Genomic DNA, 18,646 nt, shown 5'->3' on the forward strand with positions numbered 1-18,646 from the left:
GCCGGGGGCGAAGTCCCCTTCAGCCCAGCGCCCGGTCCAGATTGAACGCCGCGCTGATCAGCGCGAAGTGGGTGAACGCCTGCGGGAAGTTGCCCTGTTGTTCACCGGTGCGGCTGATCTCCTCGGCGTACAGGCCCAGATGATTGGCGTAGGTCAGCATCTTCTCGAAGGCGAGCCGTGCCTCGTCGAGACGGCCGGCCCGCACCAGTGCCTCGACGTACCAGAACGAGCAGATGGAGAACGTGCCCTCGTCGCCGCGCAAGCCGTCCGGCGCCGCCTGCGGGTCGTAGCGGTAGACCAGCGAGTCGGACACCAGGTCCTGGGTGAGGGCGTCCAGGGTGGACAGCCACTTGGGATCGGTGGGCGCGACGAACTTGGCCAGCGGCATCATCAGCAGCGCCGCGTCGAGCACGTCGCCGTCCTCGTACTGGACGAAGGCCCGGCGCTCCGGGGACCAGCCGTGTTCCATGATCCGCCGGTAGATCGCGTCCCGGCACCGCCGCCAGCGGAGCAGGTCGGCGGGCAGGCCGCGGCGGTTGGCGAGCCGGATGGCCCGTTCGATCGCCACCCAGCACATCAGCCGCGAGTACAGGAAGTTCTTTCGGCCGCCACGGGTCTCCCAGATGCCCTCGTCGGGCTGGTCCCAGTGGTCGCGGACCCAGTCGACCAGGGCGCAGACCTGGTCCCACTGGTCGCTGGAGATGGGCTGCGCCCACTTGTCGTAGAGGTAGATGGAGTCGATGAGGGCCCCGTAGATGTCGAGCTGGAGCTGGGTGGCGGCGCCGTTGCCGATCCGCACCGGCGCGGAGCCCTGGTGGCCCTCCAGATGGTCGAGCTCCCGCTCGGGCAGATCGGTGCGGCCGTCGATCCCGTACATGATCTGCAGCGGGCCGGACGGTCCGCCGTCCCCCGGGATGACGTGCCGGGTCACAAAGCTCATGAACGCCTCGGCCTCGCCGGTGAAGCCCAGCCGCAGCAGGGCGTAGACGCAGAAGGCCGCGTCCCGCACCCAGACATAGCGGTAGTCCCAGTTGCGCTCGCCGCCGAGCTGCTCGGGCAGGCTGGTGGTCGGGGCGGCGACGATCGCGCCGGTCGGGGCGTAGGTGAGCAGCTTCAGGGTGAGGGCGGAGCGGTGCACCATCTCCCGCCACCGGCCGCGGTAGCGCGAGGCGGCCAGCCAGCGGCGCCAGTACGCCACCGTGGTGGCGAACTGCCGCTCCGCCTCCGCGCGCGCGCACATGCGCGGAGGCATCGATTCACAGAGCTGGTCCAGCGCGAACACCGCCGTCTCACCCTCGGCCAGCTTGAAGTCCGTCCACACATCGGAGTCGTCGCCCTCCAGGGGCATGGTGGCGGTCAGGGCCAGCGTCAGGTCGGTGGACTCGAAGACCGCCACGTCGCCGAGCAGCCGGAGGGTGTGTGGTTCCGTGCCGTACCCGAACCGTGGGGCGATCCGGGCCCGGAACGGGATGGAACCACGTACGCACAGCAACCGCCGGATCAGCCGATGGCGTTCGCTCTCGACGCACCCCTCGCCGATGGGCATGAAGTCCTGTACCTCGCCGACCCCGTCCTCCGTGAAGAACCGCGTGATCAGCACGTTGGTGTCGGGGAAGTAGAACTGTTTGGTACGGGCCGGCACGGTCGCCGTCAGCTCGAAGGACCCGCCCTCGTCGGCGTCCAGGATCGACCCGAACACGCTCGGGTGGTCGAAGGCCGGGCAGCAGTACCAGTCGATGGTGCCGTTGGTGCCCACGAGGGCCACGGTGCGGAGGTCTCCGATGAGCCCGTGGTCGGCGATCGACAGGTACCGGGAGCTTCCGGACACAAATGCATCGCACGGCGTTTCGGCCATCACAGCCTCCCTGAGCACCCGGCACGCCCCACCGCAGCTCCCAGCTTAGGCGCGGGCGCGGCCGGGAGCATGGGGAGCGGGGCATCGCCGATCGCACAGGGCAGGCCGTCGATCGCGCCTCGCTCCGCCTCGGGGCCGTGCGTGAGGCCGGGGGCACCCGCCTCGGGGCCGTGCGTGAGGCCCGGGGCACCCGCCTCGGGGCCGTGCGTGACGCCGCGGCCACCCGCCTCGGGCCGGGTGTCAGGCCACGACCACCCGCACACCCGCCTCCTCGAACCGCCGCACCACGTCCGCCCCGGCCGCCGAGTCCGTGACCAGTGTGTCCACCGACTCCACCCCGCAGATCCACGCGAACGCGCGCTGCCCCAGCTTGCTGGAGTCCGCCGCGACGACCACTCGCTCGGCGCGCTCGCACAGCAGACGGTTGATCGCGGCCTCCGCCTCGTCGTGCGCCGCCGCGCCATGGGTGACGTCGAGGGCCACCACACCGAGCACGGCAACATCCAGGGTGATCCGGCCGAGCACCCCGTCCGCGAGGGGGCCGATCAGCTCGTACGACTGCGGGCGCGCGACGCCGCCCGTCACCACGATCTTGAACTGCGGCCGCACGGCGAGCTCATTGGCGATGTTGAGCGCATTGGTGACCACGGTCAGCGCGGGGGAGCCCGTCGCCAGATCGCCACGCACCGCCAGGGCGCGCGCCACCTCCGTCGTCGTCGTGCCGCCGGTGAGGCCCACCGCCTCCCCGGGGGCGATCAGATCCGCCACCGCCTTGGCGATGCGCTGCTTCTCGGAGGCGTGGCGGGCCGTCTTGTAGCGCAGTGGCAGCTCGTAGGAGACGCCGTGCACCACGGCGCCGCCCCGCGTGCGCACCAGCATCTGCTGCTCCGCGAGCTGGTCGAAGTCGCGGCGGATGGTCGCGGCCGACACCCCCAGCTCGGCCGCCGCCTCCTCGACATCCAGCCGGCCCCGCTCGACGAGCAGTTCCAGCAGCGCCTTCCAGCGGGCGTCCCGCGACATCCGCAGTCTCCGTTCCCCGGCCTGCGTTCCTCGGCCGCTGCGGCGACCCTAACGCGCCCCACCTCCGTCAGAATGCTTGATCCTGATTGAAAGGCGCTTATATCTTGCAGGAAATCGCACAGTGGGGAGGGTGGAACATGACCCATGTCGAGGATGAGCTGAGCAGCCAACCCGAGTGCTGGAGCCGCGCCGCCGAGGACGCGGCGGACCACACACGGGCCCTTCCGGCGGCGGGGGAGCGGGTCGCGATCGTCGGATGCGGTACCTCGTGGTTCATGGCGCAGTCCGCCGCCGCGTTGCGTGAGCGGTCCGGACAGGGCGAGACGGACGCGTTCGCCGCCTCCGAGTTCCCCCACGGGCGCTCGTACGACCGGGTCGTCGCCCTCACCCGGTCCGGCACCACCACCGAGGTCCTCGAACTCCTCGGCCGGCTGCGCGGGCGGACCCGGACCACCGCGATCACCGCCGACCCCGGCACACCCGTCATGGACCGCGCCGACGAGGTGGTCGTGCTCGGCTACGCCGACGAGCAGTCCGTCGTCCAGACCCGCTTCGCCACCACCGCGCTCACCCTGCTGCGGGCCCACCTCGGCCTGCACTCGGACGCGGTGGTCGCCGACGCCCGTACCGCACTGGAGACCCCGCTGCCCACGGGTCTCGCCGACCGCACACAGTTCACCTTCCTGGGGCGCGGCTGGACGGTCGGACTGGCCAACGAGGCCGGACTCAAGATGCGGGAGGCCGCACGGGCGTGGACGGAGGCCTATCCGGCGATGGAGTACCGGCACGGCCCCATCAGCATCACCACACACGGCACCGCCACCTGGATGCTCGGGGAGGCGCCCGAAGGGCTCGCCCGGCAGGTGCGGGACACGGGCGGGCTGTGGGTCGCCGGTGAACTCGACCCCCTCGCCGAACTCGTACGCGTCCAGCGGCTCGCGGTCGCCGTCGCCACCGCCCGAGGGCTCGACCCCGACCGGCCGCGCCATCTGACCCGCTCGGTGATCCTCACTGCGGGCGCGGATCCGGCCCGTGACGGGAACCCGAACGCGACCGCGAACCCCGGCCCGAACCCTGGCGGGAGCCCCGGCCCCGACCCGCGTTCCCGTTGAGCGGGAGGATCCATGCCGCTCGCAGCCACCGGCGACCTGATCGCCGCTGCCGCCGCCGCACGTCATGCCGTCCCCGCGTTCAACGTCATCACCCTCGAACACGTCGAGGCCGTCATCGCGGGCGCGGAGCACGCGGGCGCCCCGGTGGTGCTCCAGGTCAGCGAGAACGCGGTCAAGTACCGCTACGGACGTCTGCTTCCCCTGGCCCGGGCCGCCGCCGAGGCCGCCGAGCGCGCGGACGTGCCCGTCGCCCTCCACCTCGACCACATCCACAGCGACGGCCTGCTCCGGCAGGCGCCCGGCGCCGGGTTCAGCTCGGTGATGTACGACGCGGCCCGGCTGCCGTACGAGGAGAACCTGGCCGCCACCCGCGCCGCTGCCGACTGGGCGCACGCCCAAGGGCTTTGGATCGAGGCGGAGTTGGGGCAGGTCGGCGGCAAGAGCGGCGACCCGCCGCCCGACCCGCACGCCCCCGGCGCCCGGACCGATCCCCGGGAGGCCGCCGCCTTCGTGGCGGACACCGGCGTCGACGCCCTCGCCGTCGCCGTCGGCAGCACCCACGCGATGACCACGCGCACGGCCGCGCTCGACCACGGTCTGCTCAAGCGGCTGGGTGCCGCGCTCGACATACCCCTCGTCCTGCACGGCTCCTCCGGACTGCCGGACGGAGAGCTGACGGCGGCCGTCGCGGGCGGCATCGCGAAGGTCAACATAGGGACCGCGCTGAACGTCGCGATGACCGGCGCGATCAGGGAGTTCCTCGCCGCGCACCCCGAGGCGGCCGACTCACGGGGCTATCTGGGAGTGGGACGGGAGGCGATGGTCCGGACCGTGGCCCGGCTGATGACCGTGCTCAAGGACGGCGTCGCGCCCGAGGCTTCTTAGCCCCGCGTGGTGGGTCCCCGTCGGCGTGGGCCCCGGGGATCCACCGCTAACTGCCCTTCTTGACGGCCCTCAGGACCACGAACTTCGCGTCGCTCGCGACCACTTCACTGTTGCCGAACAGACGGCGCAGCTTCACGTGGTAGCCCAGATGACGGTTGCCGATCACCCACAGCTCGCCCCCCGGCCGCAGGGCGCGCCGGGCCCCGGTGAACATGCGCCAGGCCGTGGCGTCCGTCGTCGCCTGATGGGAGTGGAACGGCGGGTTGTTGAGGACGAGGTCCACGCTTCCGGCGGCCACCCCGGACAGACCGTCCCCCACCCGGAACTCGGCTTTCCCCTCCGCGTTGTCCCGGAACGTCGCCTCCGCCGAGGCCACCGCCTGGTACGACTCGTCGACGAACAGCACCTCGGCGCCGGGCGCGTCCAGCGCGGCCGCCAGACCGACCACCCCGTTGCCGCAGCCGAGGTCCACGATGCGCTCGGCGTCCCGGCCCCTCGGCAGATGTCCGAGGAAGAACCGGGTGCCGATGTCGAGGCGGTCCGCGCAGAAGACACCGGCGTGGTTGGTGACGGTCCGGCCCGACAACGAGCCGATACCGTCGGGGAGTCGATACCGGTACGGCCACGGGTTGGCGCCCCGTTCGAGCGCCGGGTCGGGAGTGCAGAAGATCAGCCGGGCCTTCTGCTCGGCGAGCGAGGTACGGGTCGGGCCGAGGATCTGTTCGAACAGCGTCAAGGTCGAGGTGTGGATCTCCTTGACCATCCCGGTGCCCACGACCACCGTGCCCTCGTGGACAGCGGGCGCCAGCCGGTGCAACTGGTCCTCCAGCAGAGCGAGGCTCTTCGGCACCCGCACGAGCAGGACGTCGATCCGGGGCGGCGGGGCGTCCTGTGTGGTCAGGAGGCGTACGGCCGCCGCGTCGACGCCGTTGCGAGCCAGGTTCAGCCGGGTCGCCTCGCGGGCCAGGAACGAGTCGCTGATCGGCGTCGGGCGGTGCGCCGCGAGCGCGGTGGCGAGCGCGCCCCACCGGTCGCCGACGACCACGACCGTGCCGTCGAGCGACGTACCGCTCGCCGCGAGGTGCCGCAGCAGATACGCGTCGGACGCGTCCCAGGCGCGCAGCCGGTCGCGGGGATCCTCGGGGAAACGGGTCAGCGCGTGGGTGCCCCAGGGCGTGCTCATACGGTCGTTCATCGTGCGTCCAGGCTAGCCGAGGCGCTGCTCAGCCCCTGTCCTCGTCCGTCGGCGACGAACCCGGGGATGAGGTGTCGGCCCCGTCCCGAGCCCCGGGTTTGCGCGGCTCCGCCCGTCCGGCCGGATACGTGATGATGGGGCCATGGAGGCCGAGCTGTTCCCGCGCAGCCCTGTGCGGATCGCACCCGGCGCCGTCCATGTGCCCGACTGGCTGGACGCGGACCGGCAGCGGCGCCTGCTCGGCGCCTGCCGGGAGTGGGCCCGGCCGCCCGCGGGACTGCGGACCGTGCGCACCCCCGGCGGCGGCACCATGACCGCCCGCCAGGTGTGCCTAGGTCTGCACTGGTACCCGTACGGCTACGCCCGCACGGCCGTCGACGGCGACGGCGCCCCCGTCAAGCCGCTCCCGGACCGGCTCGCGACGCTGGCCCGCGAGGCGGTCGCGACCGCCCTCGGCCCGGAGGCCGTCCCGTCGGAGCCCTACGACATCGCCCTGATCAACTACTACGACGCGGACGCCCGCATGGGCATGCACCGCGACAGCGACGAGAGGTCCGCTGCCCCCGTGGTGTCCCTGAGCCTCGGCGACACCTGTGTCTTCCGCTTCGGCAACACCGAGACCAGAGCGCGCCCCTACACGGATGTGGAGCTGCGCAGCGGGGATCTGTTCGTCTTCGGCGGTCCCGCGCGGCTCGCGTACCACGGAGTGCCTCGGGTGTGTCCCGGTACGGCGCCGCCCTCGCTCGGGCTGACGGGCCGGCTGAACATCACGCTGAGGGTCGGCGGCTTCCGGCCGGACCCGGAGCGGATCATGGGAGACTCGCCCTCATGACTGGCAAGGAGGCCCCCCGGACGGCAGGGGAAGCGAACACACGGACGCGGCTGGACCGGGGTCGCGGTGCGCTCGGCCCCGCGCTGGAGCTGGTGCACACCGGACGTGCGCCGACGCGTGCCGTGCTCACCGCCGAACTGGGCGTCACCCGGGCCACCGCCGGAGCCGTGGCCGCCGAACTGGAGGCCCTGGGGCTGATCCGGGTCGACGCGCATCCCGGCGCCGCCGCCGGAGCGCAGGGCCGGCCCTCGCACCGGCTCGAAGTCGCCGAGGACGGGCCCGTGGCGCTCGCCGCCCAGGTGCACGCGGACGGCTTCCGGGCCGCGCTCGTCGGGCTGGGCGGCCGGATCGTCGCGACCGCCCCCGGCTGCGAGACCGTCGACGCCGACCCGGCGAAGGTGCTCGGCTCGGTGGTCGAGGAGGGCGCCCGGCTGCTGCGTGAGACCGGCCGGCGCTGTGTGGGTGCCGGGCTCGCCGTGCCGTCCGCGGTCGCCGAACCCGAGGGTCTCGCGCTCAACCCGCTGCATCTGGCCTGGCCGGCGGGCGCGCCCGTGCGGGAGATCTTCGCCGAACAGGTGCGCGCCGCGGGCATCACCGGACCGGCCTTCGCCGCCAACGACATCAACCTCGCAGCGCTCGCCGAACACCGGCACGGCGCGGGACGCGGCTCCAGGGACCTGTTGTGCGTGGCCACCGGTCATCGGGGCGTGGGGGGTGCGCTGGTGCTGGACGGGCGGCTGCACACCGGAAGTTCGGGGCTCGCGCTCGAGGTGGGGCACCTCACCGTCAACCCCGAGGGCCGCCCCTGCCACTGCGGCAGCCGTGGCTGTCTGGATGTGGAGGCGGACCCGCTGGCCTTTCTGACGGCGGCCGGCCGTGACGCGGGCCCCGAGGTGTCACAGCTCCAGCAGGCCAACGACCTGATCCGTGGCGGCTACCCCGCCGACCCCGCCGTGCGCACCGCCGTCGAGGTCCTGATCGACCGGTTGGGCCTCGGCCTCGCCGGGCTGGTCAACATCCTCAACCCGGACCGGATCATCCTGGGCGGACTGCACCGCACCCTGTTCGACGCCGACCCCGAGCGGCTGCGCGCCGTCGTCGCCGACCGCAGTCTGTGGGGCCGCAGCGGCGGCGTCCCCATCCTCGCGTGCACGCTCGACCACAACAGCCTGGTGGGGGCGGCCGAACTGGCATGGCAGCCGGTGCTCGACGACCCGCCGGCGGCCCTGGCCGAGGTCTAGGACCTGTCGTCAGACTCGCGTCGTCGCCCGGACGGCGGCCCTGCGGCGTCAGGTACGTGCTCCCGACGGGCCGGGCTCGGACCCTCGTACGGGACGTACTCGGGTTCTAGGGCGAGTTCCGGGTCAGCTCGTACTGCGTGGCGTGATCGGATGCCTCCTGAGGCGGTGTGGGCCGGACCTCGAACCTCTCTCAGGAGGCCGGCCGGAGAAGGGACAGCAGGCCCCGAACCGCAGTGTCGAAGGCGGCCGGCGAACCCGAGGCGCGGGCCAGCACATAGCCGCCCTGGACGCTCGCGAGGACGGTCGCGGCGATCTCCTCCGCGTCCAGGGACCGAGCGAACTGCCCCTGCTCCTTGCCCTCTTCGACGACCTGGGCGAGCTGCTCGCGCAGCCAGTCGATCGTCTCGTCGACGGGGGCCCGCAGAGCGTCGCTGGCGATCACGTCCGGATCCATCGTCAGACGGCCCACGGGGCAGCCGCGCAGCACGTCGCGCTCGCGCCGCACATAGGCCTCGATGCGTTCGTACGGCGTTCCGGGGCCGGAGAGCACGGCCTGCGCCGTGGCGCGCATCTCCTCGGCCGTACGGCGGATGGCGGCCAGCGCCAGGTCCGGCTTGCCCTTGAAGTGGTGGTACATGCTGCCCTGGCCGGCGCCGGAGCGCTCCAGGATCGCCTTGGGGCTGGTGCCCACGTAGCCGCGGTCCCACAGCAGTTCGCGGGTGGACTCGATCAGTCGCTCCTGGGCGCTCACGGCGGCACTGTACATACCAGTAGGTACAGAGATCGAGGGGTCCGAAGGAGCAGCCGCCGACCACCCCGTACTCCTGAAGAGGTAGGCGCACTGCCGCCGGCCGTACGACGACCTCGAACCCTTCCCGGAGCGAACCTTGGGGCATCACCGAGAACTGACCGAGAACTCACCGAGGAGATGACGGAGATGGAGACCCTGGCTCATGGCTACGGCGGTCCCGGCCCCTGGATCCTGTTCTTCCCGCTGGTCTGGGCGGCCGTCGTGTTCGGCGTCGTGACCGTCCTCCGCCGCTCCGCCCGGCGCGGCCGCGGTGGCCCGTGGCGCGGAGTGGACGGGCGTCCGGCGGGTGACTCGCCGATCGCGGTGCTCGGCCGCCGTTTCGCCTCCGGCGAGATCGACGAGGACGAGTACTGGCGCCGACTGTCGGTCCTGGACGAGCAGTTCGGGCGCGTGGGCAGGCAGGGCGCCGCGTGAGCGGTGCGGCCGCCGTCCGGACCCCGGCCGCCGGGAAGGGCGGCCTGCGCTGCGGGACAGGGGTCACCGCCCGGTCAGCCGGCAACGGCGGACCGGGCGGGAGCGTGTCGTGTCCGGCGCTCGTCGACCGCGAGCGCGCGGGTCGGTGCCTCCAGGGCCTTCTCGTACGGCGTGAGGGCGGGGACCGGGGCGGCCGGCGCCGGTGACGGCGCGGGCAGCACGAACCAGACGACCTTGCCCGAGTCGCCGTTCGGCCGTACACCCCAGCTGTCGGCCAGCGCGGCGACCATCGCCAGACCGCGTCCGCTGGTGGCGGTGGGATCCGGCGCGCGCAGTTCCGGCAGGCGCGGATCGTGGTCGTGCACCGAGACGGTGAGCCGGTCGAGCAGCAGTTCCATCTCCACGGTGCACGTCTTGTCGGGCTGTGCGTGCAGGTGGACGTTGGTCAACAGTTCCGTCACACCCAGGGACGCCCGGTCTATCAAGAGATCGAGGTGCCAGTAGCGCAACTGCGCCGATACGATTCTGCGGACCTGGCCGATCCGCGACGGCAGGGCTTGGAGCTCCACCGTGCAGTGCCTGCTTGGCTGGCTGATCACGGCTGCGACTCCCCGAATTGAGGTCCGGAAGAAGACGGAGATCGGATCCAGCAGGAGGGCTGGGTGTACCTGCCGCCTGCTGTGCGGCGGAGTACTCCGGCCGCTTGGTGCGGTACGGCTTCGTACGGGGGCCGCCCGCTGTTCTACCGGCGGGCTGGTTCTTCAGCGTGATCGCCGGTAAACCCAGAGTGATGTGAGACCAGCGTGACCCAAGGGGGGACCTACCGCAACTCGCGCTCCGCTCAGCCGCCCCGCCCGGAGGCCCTGCGCACCGCCTCGATGAACCGCCGCGCCGACGGCGGCCCCGGCTGCCCCGGAGCGGGGTCGCGGTCGCCGAGCGTCAGCGAGTAGCGGGTGCCGTTGAGGTCCGCCGACGCCCGGCCCTCCGGCGCGAACCAGGGCCTCGACGCCCGCACGGCCTGCACCGGCGCGCTGTCGATCTCGCTGCCGTAACTGGTCAGCAGCCGCAGCCGGCCGTCACTGATCCGGACCTCTCCGGCCCGAGTGAGCGACCGCAGTCTCTTCCCGATCCGCACACCCGTGGCCGTGAACTCCGGCTCCGCCATCATGCCCCGCCCCCTCGCGCGTCCGCCTGTGCCCGTACCGGATCCCGTCCGGATCCGCGCGGCGCGCGATCCGGTGGCGCTGGTCGAGTCCGGTCGTGATCGAGTAACCGATTCCGCGCAGGCCGGTGCCCCGGTGACGCCAGGCTGCACCGACCGGCGTTCCTCGCCGTGCAGTCTGCCCGCACCCGGCGCCTGGCACCAGTGCACAGGGTGAGGGCGCGCCGGGCAACCGGCGCAGTCGCGTGGATGCGCCCCCACCGTTTTCCGCCGCTGCGCAAGGGACGCCTTTGAGCGGCCCAAAGAAGCGTTTATGCAGGTGGGAACGTCTGTGAAAGGTGTTTATGATGCGGGGCGTCCGAGCGCGTGAAACCGGCCTCGGCACATCCCGGTAAGGAGCCCCGCCGTGAGCATCCCCCAGATCACCCGCCCCGGCGAGACGCTTGACGTCGACCGCAGCGACGCCGAGTACCGCACGTGGCTCAAAGAGGCCGTCCGCAAGGTGCAGGCCGAGGCGGGCCGCTCGGCCGACACTCATCTGCTGCGCTTCCCGCTGCCCGAGCGCTGGGGCGTCGACCTGTATCTCAAGGACGAGTCGACCCACCCCACCGGAAGCCTCAAGCACCGCCTCGCCCGCTCGCTGTTCCTGTACGGACTGTGCAACGGCTGGATCCGTCCGGGCCGCCCGGTGATCGACGCGTCCAGCGGTTCGACGGCCGTCTCCGAGGCGTACTTCGCGGGGCTCATCGGCGTGCCCTTCATCGCGGTCATGCCCCGCACGACGAGCGCCGAGAAGTGCCGGCTCATCGAGTTCCACGGCGGCCGGTGCCACTTCGTGGACGACCCCCGGAAGATGTACGAGGCCTCGGCCGCCCTCGCGGCGGAGACCGGCGGCCACTACATGGACCAGTTCACCTACGCCGAACGGGCGACCGACTGGCGTGGCAACAACAACATCGCCGAATCCGTCTTCCGCCAGCTGGAGCTGGAGCGGTTCCCGGAGCCCGCGTGGATCGTCGCCACGGCCGGCACCGGCGGCACCTCGGCGACCATCGCGCGGTATGTGCACTACATGGGCTACGACACCCGCATCTGCGTCGCCGACCCGGAGAACTCGTGCTTCTTCGCGGGGTGGACCACGGGCGATCCGGACGTCACCTGTGAGAGCGGCTCGCGGATCGAGGGCATCGGCCGACCCCGGATGGAACCCAGCTTCGTACCCGGAGCCATCGACCGGATGATGAAGGTCCCGGACGCCGCCGCCGTCGCCGCGGTACGGGCCCTGGAAGGGGCCATCGGCCGCCGGGCCGGCGGGTCGACCGGCACCGGGCTGTGGAGCGCGCTGAAGATCGTCGCCGAGATGGTGACGGAGGGACGCACAGGCAGCGTGGTGTCCCTGCTGTGCGACCCGGGCGACCGCTACCTGGACAAGTACTACTCGGACGCGTGGCTCGCCGAGCAGCGCCTCGACATCGCGCCGTACTCGGCGGCGATCACCTCACTTCTGGCGACCGGGGTGTGGCCGGGCTGATCCGGGCCCGGCGTCCTCGCCCGCGAGCCGCGCCTCCAGGGCCGTCACCGCGCCCCGGAACGCCCGCCCGAGGCCCCCGCGTGCCCGTCTCAGCGCAAACAGCACAACACCCGGCCCGTCCGCCGCGAAGGTCCACTGCACACGGGTTCCCGAGCCCGCCGGCGTCAGCAGCCACTCCTCGAGGAGCGCGCGGAGCCCCGGCGTGTTCGACTCGTCGACCCGGTACGCGTACACCTCGTGGGGTACGGCCGCGACGACCGTCTCCCGGAAGCGGGTGCCGCCGATGAGGCGCACCTCGCGCCCGGCACCCCCGTCCAGCGGGCGGGCGGAGGCCACCGCGGCGAACCACTCGCTCCAGCCGGAGACGTCCTGCGCGAGTGCCCGGAAGACCCGCTCCGGAGGCGCCGCGACCTCCCGGGCGAACACGAGCCGCACGGGGGCGGTCCGTGTGAAGTCGAGCTCCACCGGGCGCAGACGGCGTGCCATGGACGACGACCTCCTCGGGGACAACGGTGCCCCGGGCGCACGCGGTCGGCGCCGGGTCGGCGTCACCCTAGCTGGCGGACCGTCAGATGTCTGCAGCGTCCTCGGTCTCCCCGGCCACCATCAGCCGCAGATGCTCGGAGATCTCCGCGCGCGCCTCGGGCGGCAGCCCCGCGTCGGTCACGAGCGTGTCGACCTGCTCCAGCGCCGCGAACGAACTCAGGCCCACCGTCCCCCACTTGGTGTGGTCGGCGACCACCACGACACGCCGTGCCGACTGCACGAGCCGCCGGTTGGTCTCGGCCTCCGCGAGGTTCGGCGTCGACAGGCCCGCCTCCACCGATATGCCGTGCACCCCGAGGAACAGCACATCGAAGTGGAGGGAGGCGATCGCCTGATCGGCCACCGGCCCCACCAGCGAGTCGGACGGGGTGCGCACCCCGCCGGTCAGCACGACCGTGGCGGCCCCCTGGCGCGGACCCGAGGTGCGCTGCGCCGAGTGGAAGACGTCCGCAACCCGCACCGAGTTGGTGACGACCGTCAACTCCGGTACGTCGACCAGGTGATGGGCCAGCGCGTAGGTCGTCGTGCCCCCGGAGAGGGCGATCGCCGTGCCCGGCATGACCAGCTCGGCCGCCGCGCGCGCGATGTCCTCCTTGGCCGTCAGCTCCAGGCCCGACTTGGCCTCGAACCCCGGCTCGTGGGTACTCGCCTCCACCACCGGGACGGCACCGCCGTGCACCTTCTCCAGGACGCCCTGGCGGGCCAGCGCGTCGAGGTCACGACGGACCGTCATGTCGGAGACACCGAGCTTGCGTGTCAGTTCGTTCACGCGGACGCCGCCGCGTCGTCGTACCTCGTCGAGGATCAGGGCACGGCGCTGCTCCGCGAGGAGGTTCTGATTCTCACTCACGTCGGCTCCATTCCCAATTATCCCCTTCATCCTGAATTCACCCGAAATTCTCGCAGGCTGTTCGCACCGGCATCCACGAGGCCATTGTCCCGTCACCGGCGCCGAGGACGTCTCATCCTCGCACGGGTCGTCTCACGCGGCGCCACCGACCGCAGGCCGGGATCTTCCTGTCCGCAGTCCGCGTCGTCACACATATCGGGGAGATTCCGTGACAACGAGTGTGCACCGGCGCGCCGGAGGCGATCCTTTGCCTGCGACGACACACCGTACGCGGCACCGGGGAAGTGCGAAACAGTGGAGCGTGCACCGAAACAGGACAGAGACCACGGCGCCGCCGGACAGGCGTCCGCGGAGGCCGCGACGGCCCTGGAGCTCCTGGTCCACGGCGTCGGCGGCACCACACCCGGGGAGATGCTCGGGGACCCTCGCACGGTCCGGATCACCGGTGACGACACGGCGGCCGTGTACCGGCGCGCCGACGACGCCGACGCGGAGCGGCACGCGGCGGACCGGCACGGCCGCCCGGTGCCCGAGGCGTATGTCTGGTGCAACCTGACCTCGGGGAACGCCGCGCGTGCCCTGTGGCTGTTGCTGCTGCCGTTCATGGTGGCCAACCTCGCCCACTGGATGCGGCCCACGACGACAGGCCGTCGGCAGACCGTCCGTCTCTACGGCCTGATCGTGCGGCTCATCGGGCTCACTCTCACCGTGCTGCTGGTCGCCGCCGCCTGCGAGGTGGCCATGGACCTCGCGGCCTGGCAGTGCGCGGGCACCCACGCCTGTGCCCGGCGCCACGCCTGGCTCGGATTTCTCTCCCCGGTGGGCTCCGGCGCGGGCTGGTGGAGCCCACCCGGCCGGCGCCTGGCCCTGGCCGCCGTGGTGCCCACCGCCCTGACCGGCCTGCTCTGGTATCTCTCCCACCGCACCTGGTGCGCCTACGAGTCCCAGGAGCCGATCCCCCGGCCGCCGGAGCCCGAAGAGGAACCGCACCGCCCCGCGCTCGGCCGCCCCGGGTTCTGGTACGGGCGCCGCCTCGTGGCCCGGCTGCGCGCCGCCCACACCGCCGCCGGCTTCCTCACCGTCGCCGCGGTCCTCACCGGCTCCGCCGTGCTCGACGACCGCCGCCACGGCGCGACGACGCTGCACCTGATCGGTCTGCTGCTGGAGACCGTGCTCATGGTGGTCGCGGTGCTGGTGGTGGCGGTGGTGTGCCGACGGGGACGCACCGAGAACCTGCTCGACCGGCAACTCGACCGCACGGTGGTGCGCCTGCTGCCCGCAGGCGCGCTCGCACTCGTCGTCGCGGCCATGATCTACGCGGGCTGGTCACGTTCCGGCCGCCGGTCCGAGGGGCGGCTGCCGGGTGCCTGGACGTTCAGTGCGCTGACCCTGGCGCAGGGGCTGCTCGTCCTCGCGCTCGCTGTCGTCGCGCACGTCCTGTACCGCGCCCACCCCGACTCACGCACGGCACTGCGCGGACAGGCCGGACCCGCCGTCGCACTGCTCGCCTGTGCGCTCGGCGGGGTGATGTCCGGCGGCGTGGCGCAACGGGTCGCCGACTGGCTGGACGGCACGGGCCACTCGCCGGCCGGCCCGCCGGTCCTGCTCACCTGGCAGGCGTCCACCATCCCGCCACTGCTGCTCGTCCTGCTGGTCCTCGCCGCCCGGTTGGCCAGGCGCACCTGGCTGCTGCGGCGCGCCGAGGCGGCCGAGGTCGAACGCGACCACCCGGGCGAGCCCACGGACACGGCCCGTACCGCGCGTATCGCGGGCACCCGCGCGATGGCCACCCTCACCGACCGGGCCCCGCTCGTCGTCGGCGTCACATCCGCCATGACCCTGCTGCTCGGGGCGGCCGCCCTGGTGGCGGCCGTCGCCACCGACGACACGCCGACCGGTGCCGCACAGGCCGCACAGCCCGTCGTCCGGGGCCTGGCCGAGACCGTCCAGACGCTCGGATCCTGGCTGATCGGTGTCGGCTTCCTCGTCTTCGTCACCTGGGGCCGCCGCGCCTACAAGGACGCCTCCGCGCGCCGCACTGTCGGCATCCTGTGGGACGTCGGCACCTTCTGGCCGCGTGCCGCCCACCCCTTCGCCCCGCCGTGCTACGCCGAACGTTCCGTACCCGACCTGACGTGGCGCATGGCCACCTGGACGCGCGGGAGCGGCGGACGGATCGTGCTGTCCGGCCACTCCCAGGGGAGCGTGCTGGCGGCCGCCGCGGCCTGGCAGCTGACGCCCTCCGTGCGCCGACGAGTTGGCCTGCTGACGTACGGCTCACCCCTTGAGCGGCTCTACGGGCGCTGGTTCCCGGCGTACTTCGGCCCGGCCGCGCTCAGTTCCCTGCACCGCGAGGTCGACTGCTGGCGCAACCTCCACCGTCCGACCGATCCGATCGGCGGGCCGATCCGGCTGCCCGGCGACTGCGGCCCACAGGTGGACCGGGCACCGCTGAGGGACCCGCTCGCCTACGGTCGTACGCCCCGTCATCCGCTGCCCGCGCCGATCCTCGGGCACGGGGACTACCAGGCGGACCCGGCGTTCGCCGAGGAGCGCGCCCGGCTGCTGGCGCGGCTGCGGCCCGGACTCCCCGGACCGCGTCCCGCGGGCACGCCCCCCGGGTCGCGCGACAAGGGCTCCGGGGGTGCGGGTCAGGGCAGTTCGGGCAGGTCCTCCGGGTAGAGCAGACTCAGGTCCTCCGTACTCGGCTCCGAGAGCTGGGCGACCCGGCCCGCATGCCGCTCCACCATCGCCTCGAAGGTCTGGCGTGCGGTACGCCCGTTGCCGAACGTCGGGCCCTTCGGGATCTCCGTGAAGTACTTGAGCAGCGCCTCGGCGGTTCCCGGGCTCAGCCGGTACTCGTGGTCCTCCGCCTGTTGCTCCACGATCCGCAGCAGTTCCTCGGGCCCGTAGTCACCGAAGGTGATGGTGCGCGAGAAGCGGGAGGCCACACCGGGGTTGACGGACAGGAACCGCTCCATCTCGGCGGTGTAGCCCGCGACGATCACCACGACCGCCTCCCGGTGGTCCTCCATCAGCTTCACCAGCGTGTCGATCGCCTCACGGCCGAAGTCGCGCCCGGAGTCCTCCGGGGACAGCGCATACGCCTCGTCGATGAACAGCACTCCGCCGCGCGCCCGGTCGAAGGCTTCCTGGGTGCGGATGGCGGTGGAGCCGATGTGCTCGCCGACCAGGTCGACCCGGGACACCTCGACGAGATGACCCTTCTCCAGCACACCGAGCGACGCCAGGATCTCGCCGTAGAGCCGCGCGACCGTCGTCTTGCCGGTGCCGGGGGAGCCCGTGAACACCAGATGCCGTCGCACGGAGGCCGCCTTGAGGCCCGCCTGCTGCCGACGGCGCCCCACCTCGATCATGTCGGTGAGCGCGCGCACCTCGCGCTTGACGCTCTCCAGGCCCACCAGCGCGTCGAGTTCCCCGAGCACGGCCGTCGACGTACGCGCCGGCTCCTGCGGCTTCGGGGTGGTGGCGAGGGGCTCCTGCTCGGTGGTGCGCTGGCCGGGGATCGCGCCGAGCAGACCGCCCGACTGGGTCGACGGCTGGACGGCGGCCTCATGGGCCACCGCCGGCCGCAGCCCGGCGCTCTCGTCGCTCGTGCAGTCCTCGACGATCGCGGCGCCGCCTCCGGGCGCGCCCGGGCCGCCGTCCGCGAACTCGTAGCCCCCGCGGTTGCAGCGTTCCGTGCGGCACTTCCGCAGTGTCGCCCGGCAGCCGTCGATGACATGGAAGCCGTAGCCGCCGCTGTCCGTGACCCGGCAGTTCAGGAAGCTGCCCCGGCCGCCCGCGGAGACGTAGAAGCCGGCCTCCGACGGTGACGTGACCGTGCAGCGCTCGATGGTGGGGTCGGCGCCCTTGGTGACGATCACTCCTGTCTGGGTGCCGTCGACGGTGCAGCCCGACAGCGTGCCGCCGCTGCCGTGGTCGCGGAACCAGGCGCCCGTCGCCGCGTCCCGGATCCGGCAGTCGTCAAGCTGCGCGGTGGCCCCGTCGCTCACCGACACCGCGGTGTTGCGCACCTGGGTGAGGTCGCTGTCCACGACGTCCGCGCGCGAACCGCGGTCGAGGACGAACAGGGCGTCGGGCACGTCGTGCACCCGGCACGCCTCGAGGACCACGGTGGCCCCGTCGCTGACCCACACCGCCGGATAGTCGCCGGTGCTGTCGAAGATCTCGCACTGGTTGGCGTCCACACGGGTGCCCGGGTCCCACACGGACAGGCCGTTGCGCCCGAACTGCCGCACCGTTGTCCGGGTGAGCGTGAGCACCGAACGGGAACGCAGGTCGACCGCGTTCTCCGGGATGTCGTGGATGCGGCAGTCGGCGAGGGTCAGCACCGCGTCGGTGTCCAGGGTGATGCCGTCCGCGGTCGTCCGGTGCACATCGCAGTCCGTCAGATGCGCGGTGCCCCGCCCCGTGACCTGCACCCCGGAGCCCCGGACCTCGTACACCTCGCAACCGACCGCTTCCAGCGCCGAGTTCTCACCGGTCGCCGACAGACCGGCGCCCGAGGTGTGGTGCACTCGGCAGCGCTCCAGCCGGGGGTGGGCGCCGCCACGGACCGCGACGCCGGACTGGCCGGCCGCCACGACCTCGCACTCCTCGAACACCCCGCCACCGCCGTCCACGACGGCGATGCCGAGGCCGGCCGGGTTGTCGACCGTGCACCGGCGGACCGTGGGGCGCGCGTTGCCGCGGACCTCGATCCCGGCCGCGGACCGCGTCATGATCCGCAGATCGACCAGCTCCGGGGTGCCCGCCTCCACGAGCACCGCCGGCGCGGCCGCGTCCTGGCCCTCGACATGCAGATCCTGGACCACGGCGGAGGCCCGCACGGTCAGCGGCACGCCGTCCACCGGCGCGATCCGCACGGAGCCGGGGGAACCCTCGGGTCCGCGCAGCGTCACCGCCCGCTGCACGACGAGGTTCTCCCGGTAGGTGCCGGGGGCCACGGTGAGGACGTCTCCGTCGCCCGCGGCCTCCAGGGCGGCGGCGAGCGATGCGTACTCACCTGTGCGGCGCCGCCACCGCGATGTGCCGGTGTGCGTCACCTGGACCGTGCCCTGTGCCATGGCGCTGCTGTGCCCCCACCTCTGCTCACGCGGGTTCTCGCGAAGAAGCCGGACAGCCGAACAGCCCGGTCGGTCCACCGTAGCGTGCGCGGACGCCGCTGG

At 72.6% G+C, this 18,646-nt stretch carries 16 protein-coding genes; 7 read left to right on the forward strand and 9 right to left on the reverse strand.

Going from position 1 to position 18,646, the window contains the following annotated elements; genetic code table 11:
* Positions 1-19: 19 nt before the first annotated feature.
* The gene (locus ACFY2Z_RS08520) at positions 20-1,855 is read right to left on the reverse strand and encodes a glycoside hydrolase family 15 protein (protein ID WP_390743408.1); all 1,836 of its coding nucleotides are present in this window, start codon (positions 1,853-1,855) and stop codon (positions 20-22) included.
* Between the two features lie 240 nt (positions 1,856-2,095).
* Positions 2,096-2,875, reverse strand: coding sequence for a DeoR/GlpR family DNA-binding transcription regulator (locus ACFY2Z_RS08525; protein WP_390743409.1), 780 nt, complete (start codon positions 2,873-2,875; stop codon positions 2,096-2,098).
* A 137-nt stretch (positions 2,876-3,012) separates the two neighbouring features.
* On the opposite strand from ACFY2Z_RS08525, the gene ACFY2Z_RS08530 reads away from it, so the two are divergent.
* Both ACFY2Z_RS08530 and ACFY2Z_RS08535 read left to right on the forward strand, forming a co-directional pair.
* A complete protein-coding gene (locus tag ACFY2Z_RS08530; protein ID WP_390743410.1) occupies positions 3,013-3,987 on the forward strand; it encodes an SIS domain-containing protein in 975 nt (324 codons plus the stop codon).
* A gap of 12 nt (positions 3,988-3,999) precedes the next feature.
* Positions 4,000-4,872 (forward strand): ketose-bisphosphate aldolase, encoded by an 873-nt coding sequence (locus ACFY2Z_RS08535; protein WP_390743411.1) that lies wholly within the window; start codon positions 4,000-4,002, stop codon positions 4,870-4,872.
* A 46-nt stretch (positions 4,873-4,918) separates the two neighbouring features.
* Here the strand turns inward: ACFY2Z_RS08535 and ACFY2Z_RS08540 are convergent, their stop codons facing one another.
* On the reverse strand, positions 4,919-6,055 hold the full coding sequence (locus tag ACFY2Z_RS08540; RefSeq protein ID WP_390743412.1) for a methyltransferase: 1,137 nt from the start codon (positions 6,053-6,055) through the stop codon (positions 4,919-4,921).
* Positions 6,056-6,209: 154 nt separating this feature from the next.
* Between ACFY2Z_RS08540 and ACFY2Z_RS08545 the strand changes: the two genes are divergently transcribed.
* Together ACFY2Z_RS08545 and ACFY2Z_RS08550 are read left to right on the forward strand one after the other, a co-directional pair.
* Positions 6,210-6,899 carry an alpha-ketoglutarate-dependent dioxygenase AlkB family protein gene (locus ACFY2Z_RS08545; protein ID WP_390743413.1) on the forward strand — a complete coding sequence of 230 codons (690 nt, stop codon included), beginning with the start codon at positions 6,210-6,212 and terminating at the stop codon, positions 6,897-6,899.
* The gene (locus ACFY2Z_RS08550; RefSeq protein ID WP_390743414.1) at positions 6,896-8,140 is read left to right on the forward strand and encodes an ROK family protein; all 1,245 of its coding nucleotides are present in this window, start codon (positions 6,896-6,898) and stop codon (positions 8,138-8,140) included. Before ACFY2Z_RS08545 ends, ACFY2Z_RS08550 begins: the two co-directional genes overlap by 4 nt.
* Positions 8,141-8,330: 190 nt before the next feature.
* Here ACFY2Z_RS08550 and ACFY2Z_RS08555 read toward each other — a convergent pair whose 3' ends face one another.
* Positions 8,331-8,906, reverse strand: coding sequence for a TetR/AcrR family transcriptional regulator (locus ACFY2Z_RS08555; RefSeq protein WP_390743415.1), 576 nt, complete (start codon positions 8,904-8,906; stop codon positions 8,331-8,333).
* A 171-nt stretch (positions 8,907-9,077) separates the two neighbouring features.
* Here ACFY2Z_RS08555 and ACFY2Z_RS08560 point away from each other — a divergent pair, with 171 nt between their 5' ends.
* On the forward strand, positions 9,078-9,365 hold the full coding sequence (locus tag ACFY2Z_RS08560) for an SHOCT domain-containing protein (protein ID WP_390743416.1): 288 nt from the start codon (positions 9,078-9,080) through the stop codon (positions 9,363-9,365).
* A gap of 74 nt (positions 9,366-9,439) precedes the next feature.
* Here ACFY2Z_RS08560 and ACFY2Z_RS08565 read toward each other — a convergent pair whose 3' ends face one another.
* Both ACFY2Z_RS08565 and ACFY2Z_RS08570 read right to left on the reverse strand, forming a co-directional pair.
* Positions 9,440-9,964 carry an ATP-binding protein gene (locus tag ACFY2Z_RS08565; RefSeq protein ID WP_390743417.1) on the reverse strand — a complete coding sequence of 175 codons (525 nt, stop codon included), beginning with the start codon at positions 9,962-9,964 and terminating at the stop codon, positions 9,440-9,442.
* 242 nt (positions 9,965-10,206) lie between these two features.
* On the reverse strand, positions 10,207-10,530 hold the full coding sequence (locus ACFY2Z_RS08570; RefSeq protein WP_390743532.1) for a hypothetical protein: 324 nt from the start codon (positions 10,528-10,530) through the stop codon (positions 10,207-10,209).
* A 403-nt stretch (positions 10,531-10,933) separates the two neighbouring features.
* Between ACFY2Z_RS08570 and ACFY2Z_RS08575 the strand changes: the two genes are divergently transcribed.
* On the forward strand, positions 10,934-12,058 hold the full coding sequence (locus ACFY2Z_RS08575) for a PLP-dependent cysteine synthase family protein (RefSeq protein WP_390743418.1): 1,125 nt from the start codon (positions 10,934-10,936) through the stop codon (positions 12,056-12,058).
* Here the strand turns inward: ACFY2Z_RS08575 and ACFY2Z_RS08580 are convergent.
* Both ACFY2Z_RS08580 and ACFY2Z_RS08585 read right to left on the reverse strand, forming a co-directional pair.
* Positions 12,026-12,544: an SRPBCC family protein gene (locus ACFY2Z_RS08580; protein WP_390743419.1), complete on the reverse strand. Its 519-nt coding sequence runs from the start codon at positions 12,542-12,544 to the stop codon at positions 12,026-12,028. The two genes, ACFY2Z_RS08575 and ACFY2Z_RS08580, sit on opposite strands and share 33 nt — an antisense overlap.
* An 82-nt stretch (positions 12,545-12,626) precedes the next feature.
* Positions 12,627-13,454: a DeoR/GlpR family DNA-binding transcription regulator gene (locus ACFY2Z_RS08585; RefSeq protein WP_390743420.1), complete on the reverse strand. Its 828-nt coding sequence runs from the start codon at positions 13,452-13,454 to the stop codon at positions 12,627-12,629.
* A gap of 294 nt (positions 13,455-13,748) precedes the next feature.
* Between ACFY2Z_RS08585 and ACFY2Z_RS08590 the strand changes: the two genes are divergently transcribed.
* Positions 13,749-16,136 (forward strand): hypothetical protein, encoded by a 2,388-nt coding sequence (locus ACFY2Z_RS08590; protein WP_390743421.1) that lies wholly within the window; start codon positions 13,749-13,751, stop codon positions 16,134-16,136.
* Here ACFY2Z_RS08590 and ACFY2Z_RS08595 read toward each other — a convergent pair.
* Complete coding sequence (locus ACFY2Z_RS08595; protein WP_390743422.1) at positions 16,106-18,544, reverse strand: right-handed parallel beta-helix repeat-containing protein; 2,439 nt, start codon at positions 18,542-18,544, stop codon at positions 16,106-16,108. The genes ACFY2Z_RS08590 and ACFY2Z_RS08595 overlap by 31 nt on opposite strands.
* Positions 18,545-18,646: the final 102 nt, after the last annotated feature.

The organism is Streptomyces sp. NPDC001222, from assembly GCF_042896945.1.
Taxonomy (GTDB): Bacteria; Actinomycetota; Actinomycetes; order Streptomycetales; family Streptomycetaceae; genus Streptomyces; species Streptomyces gibsoniae.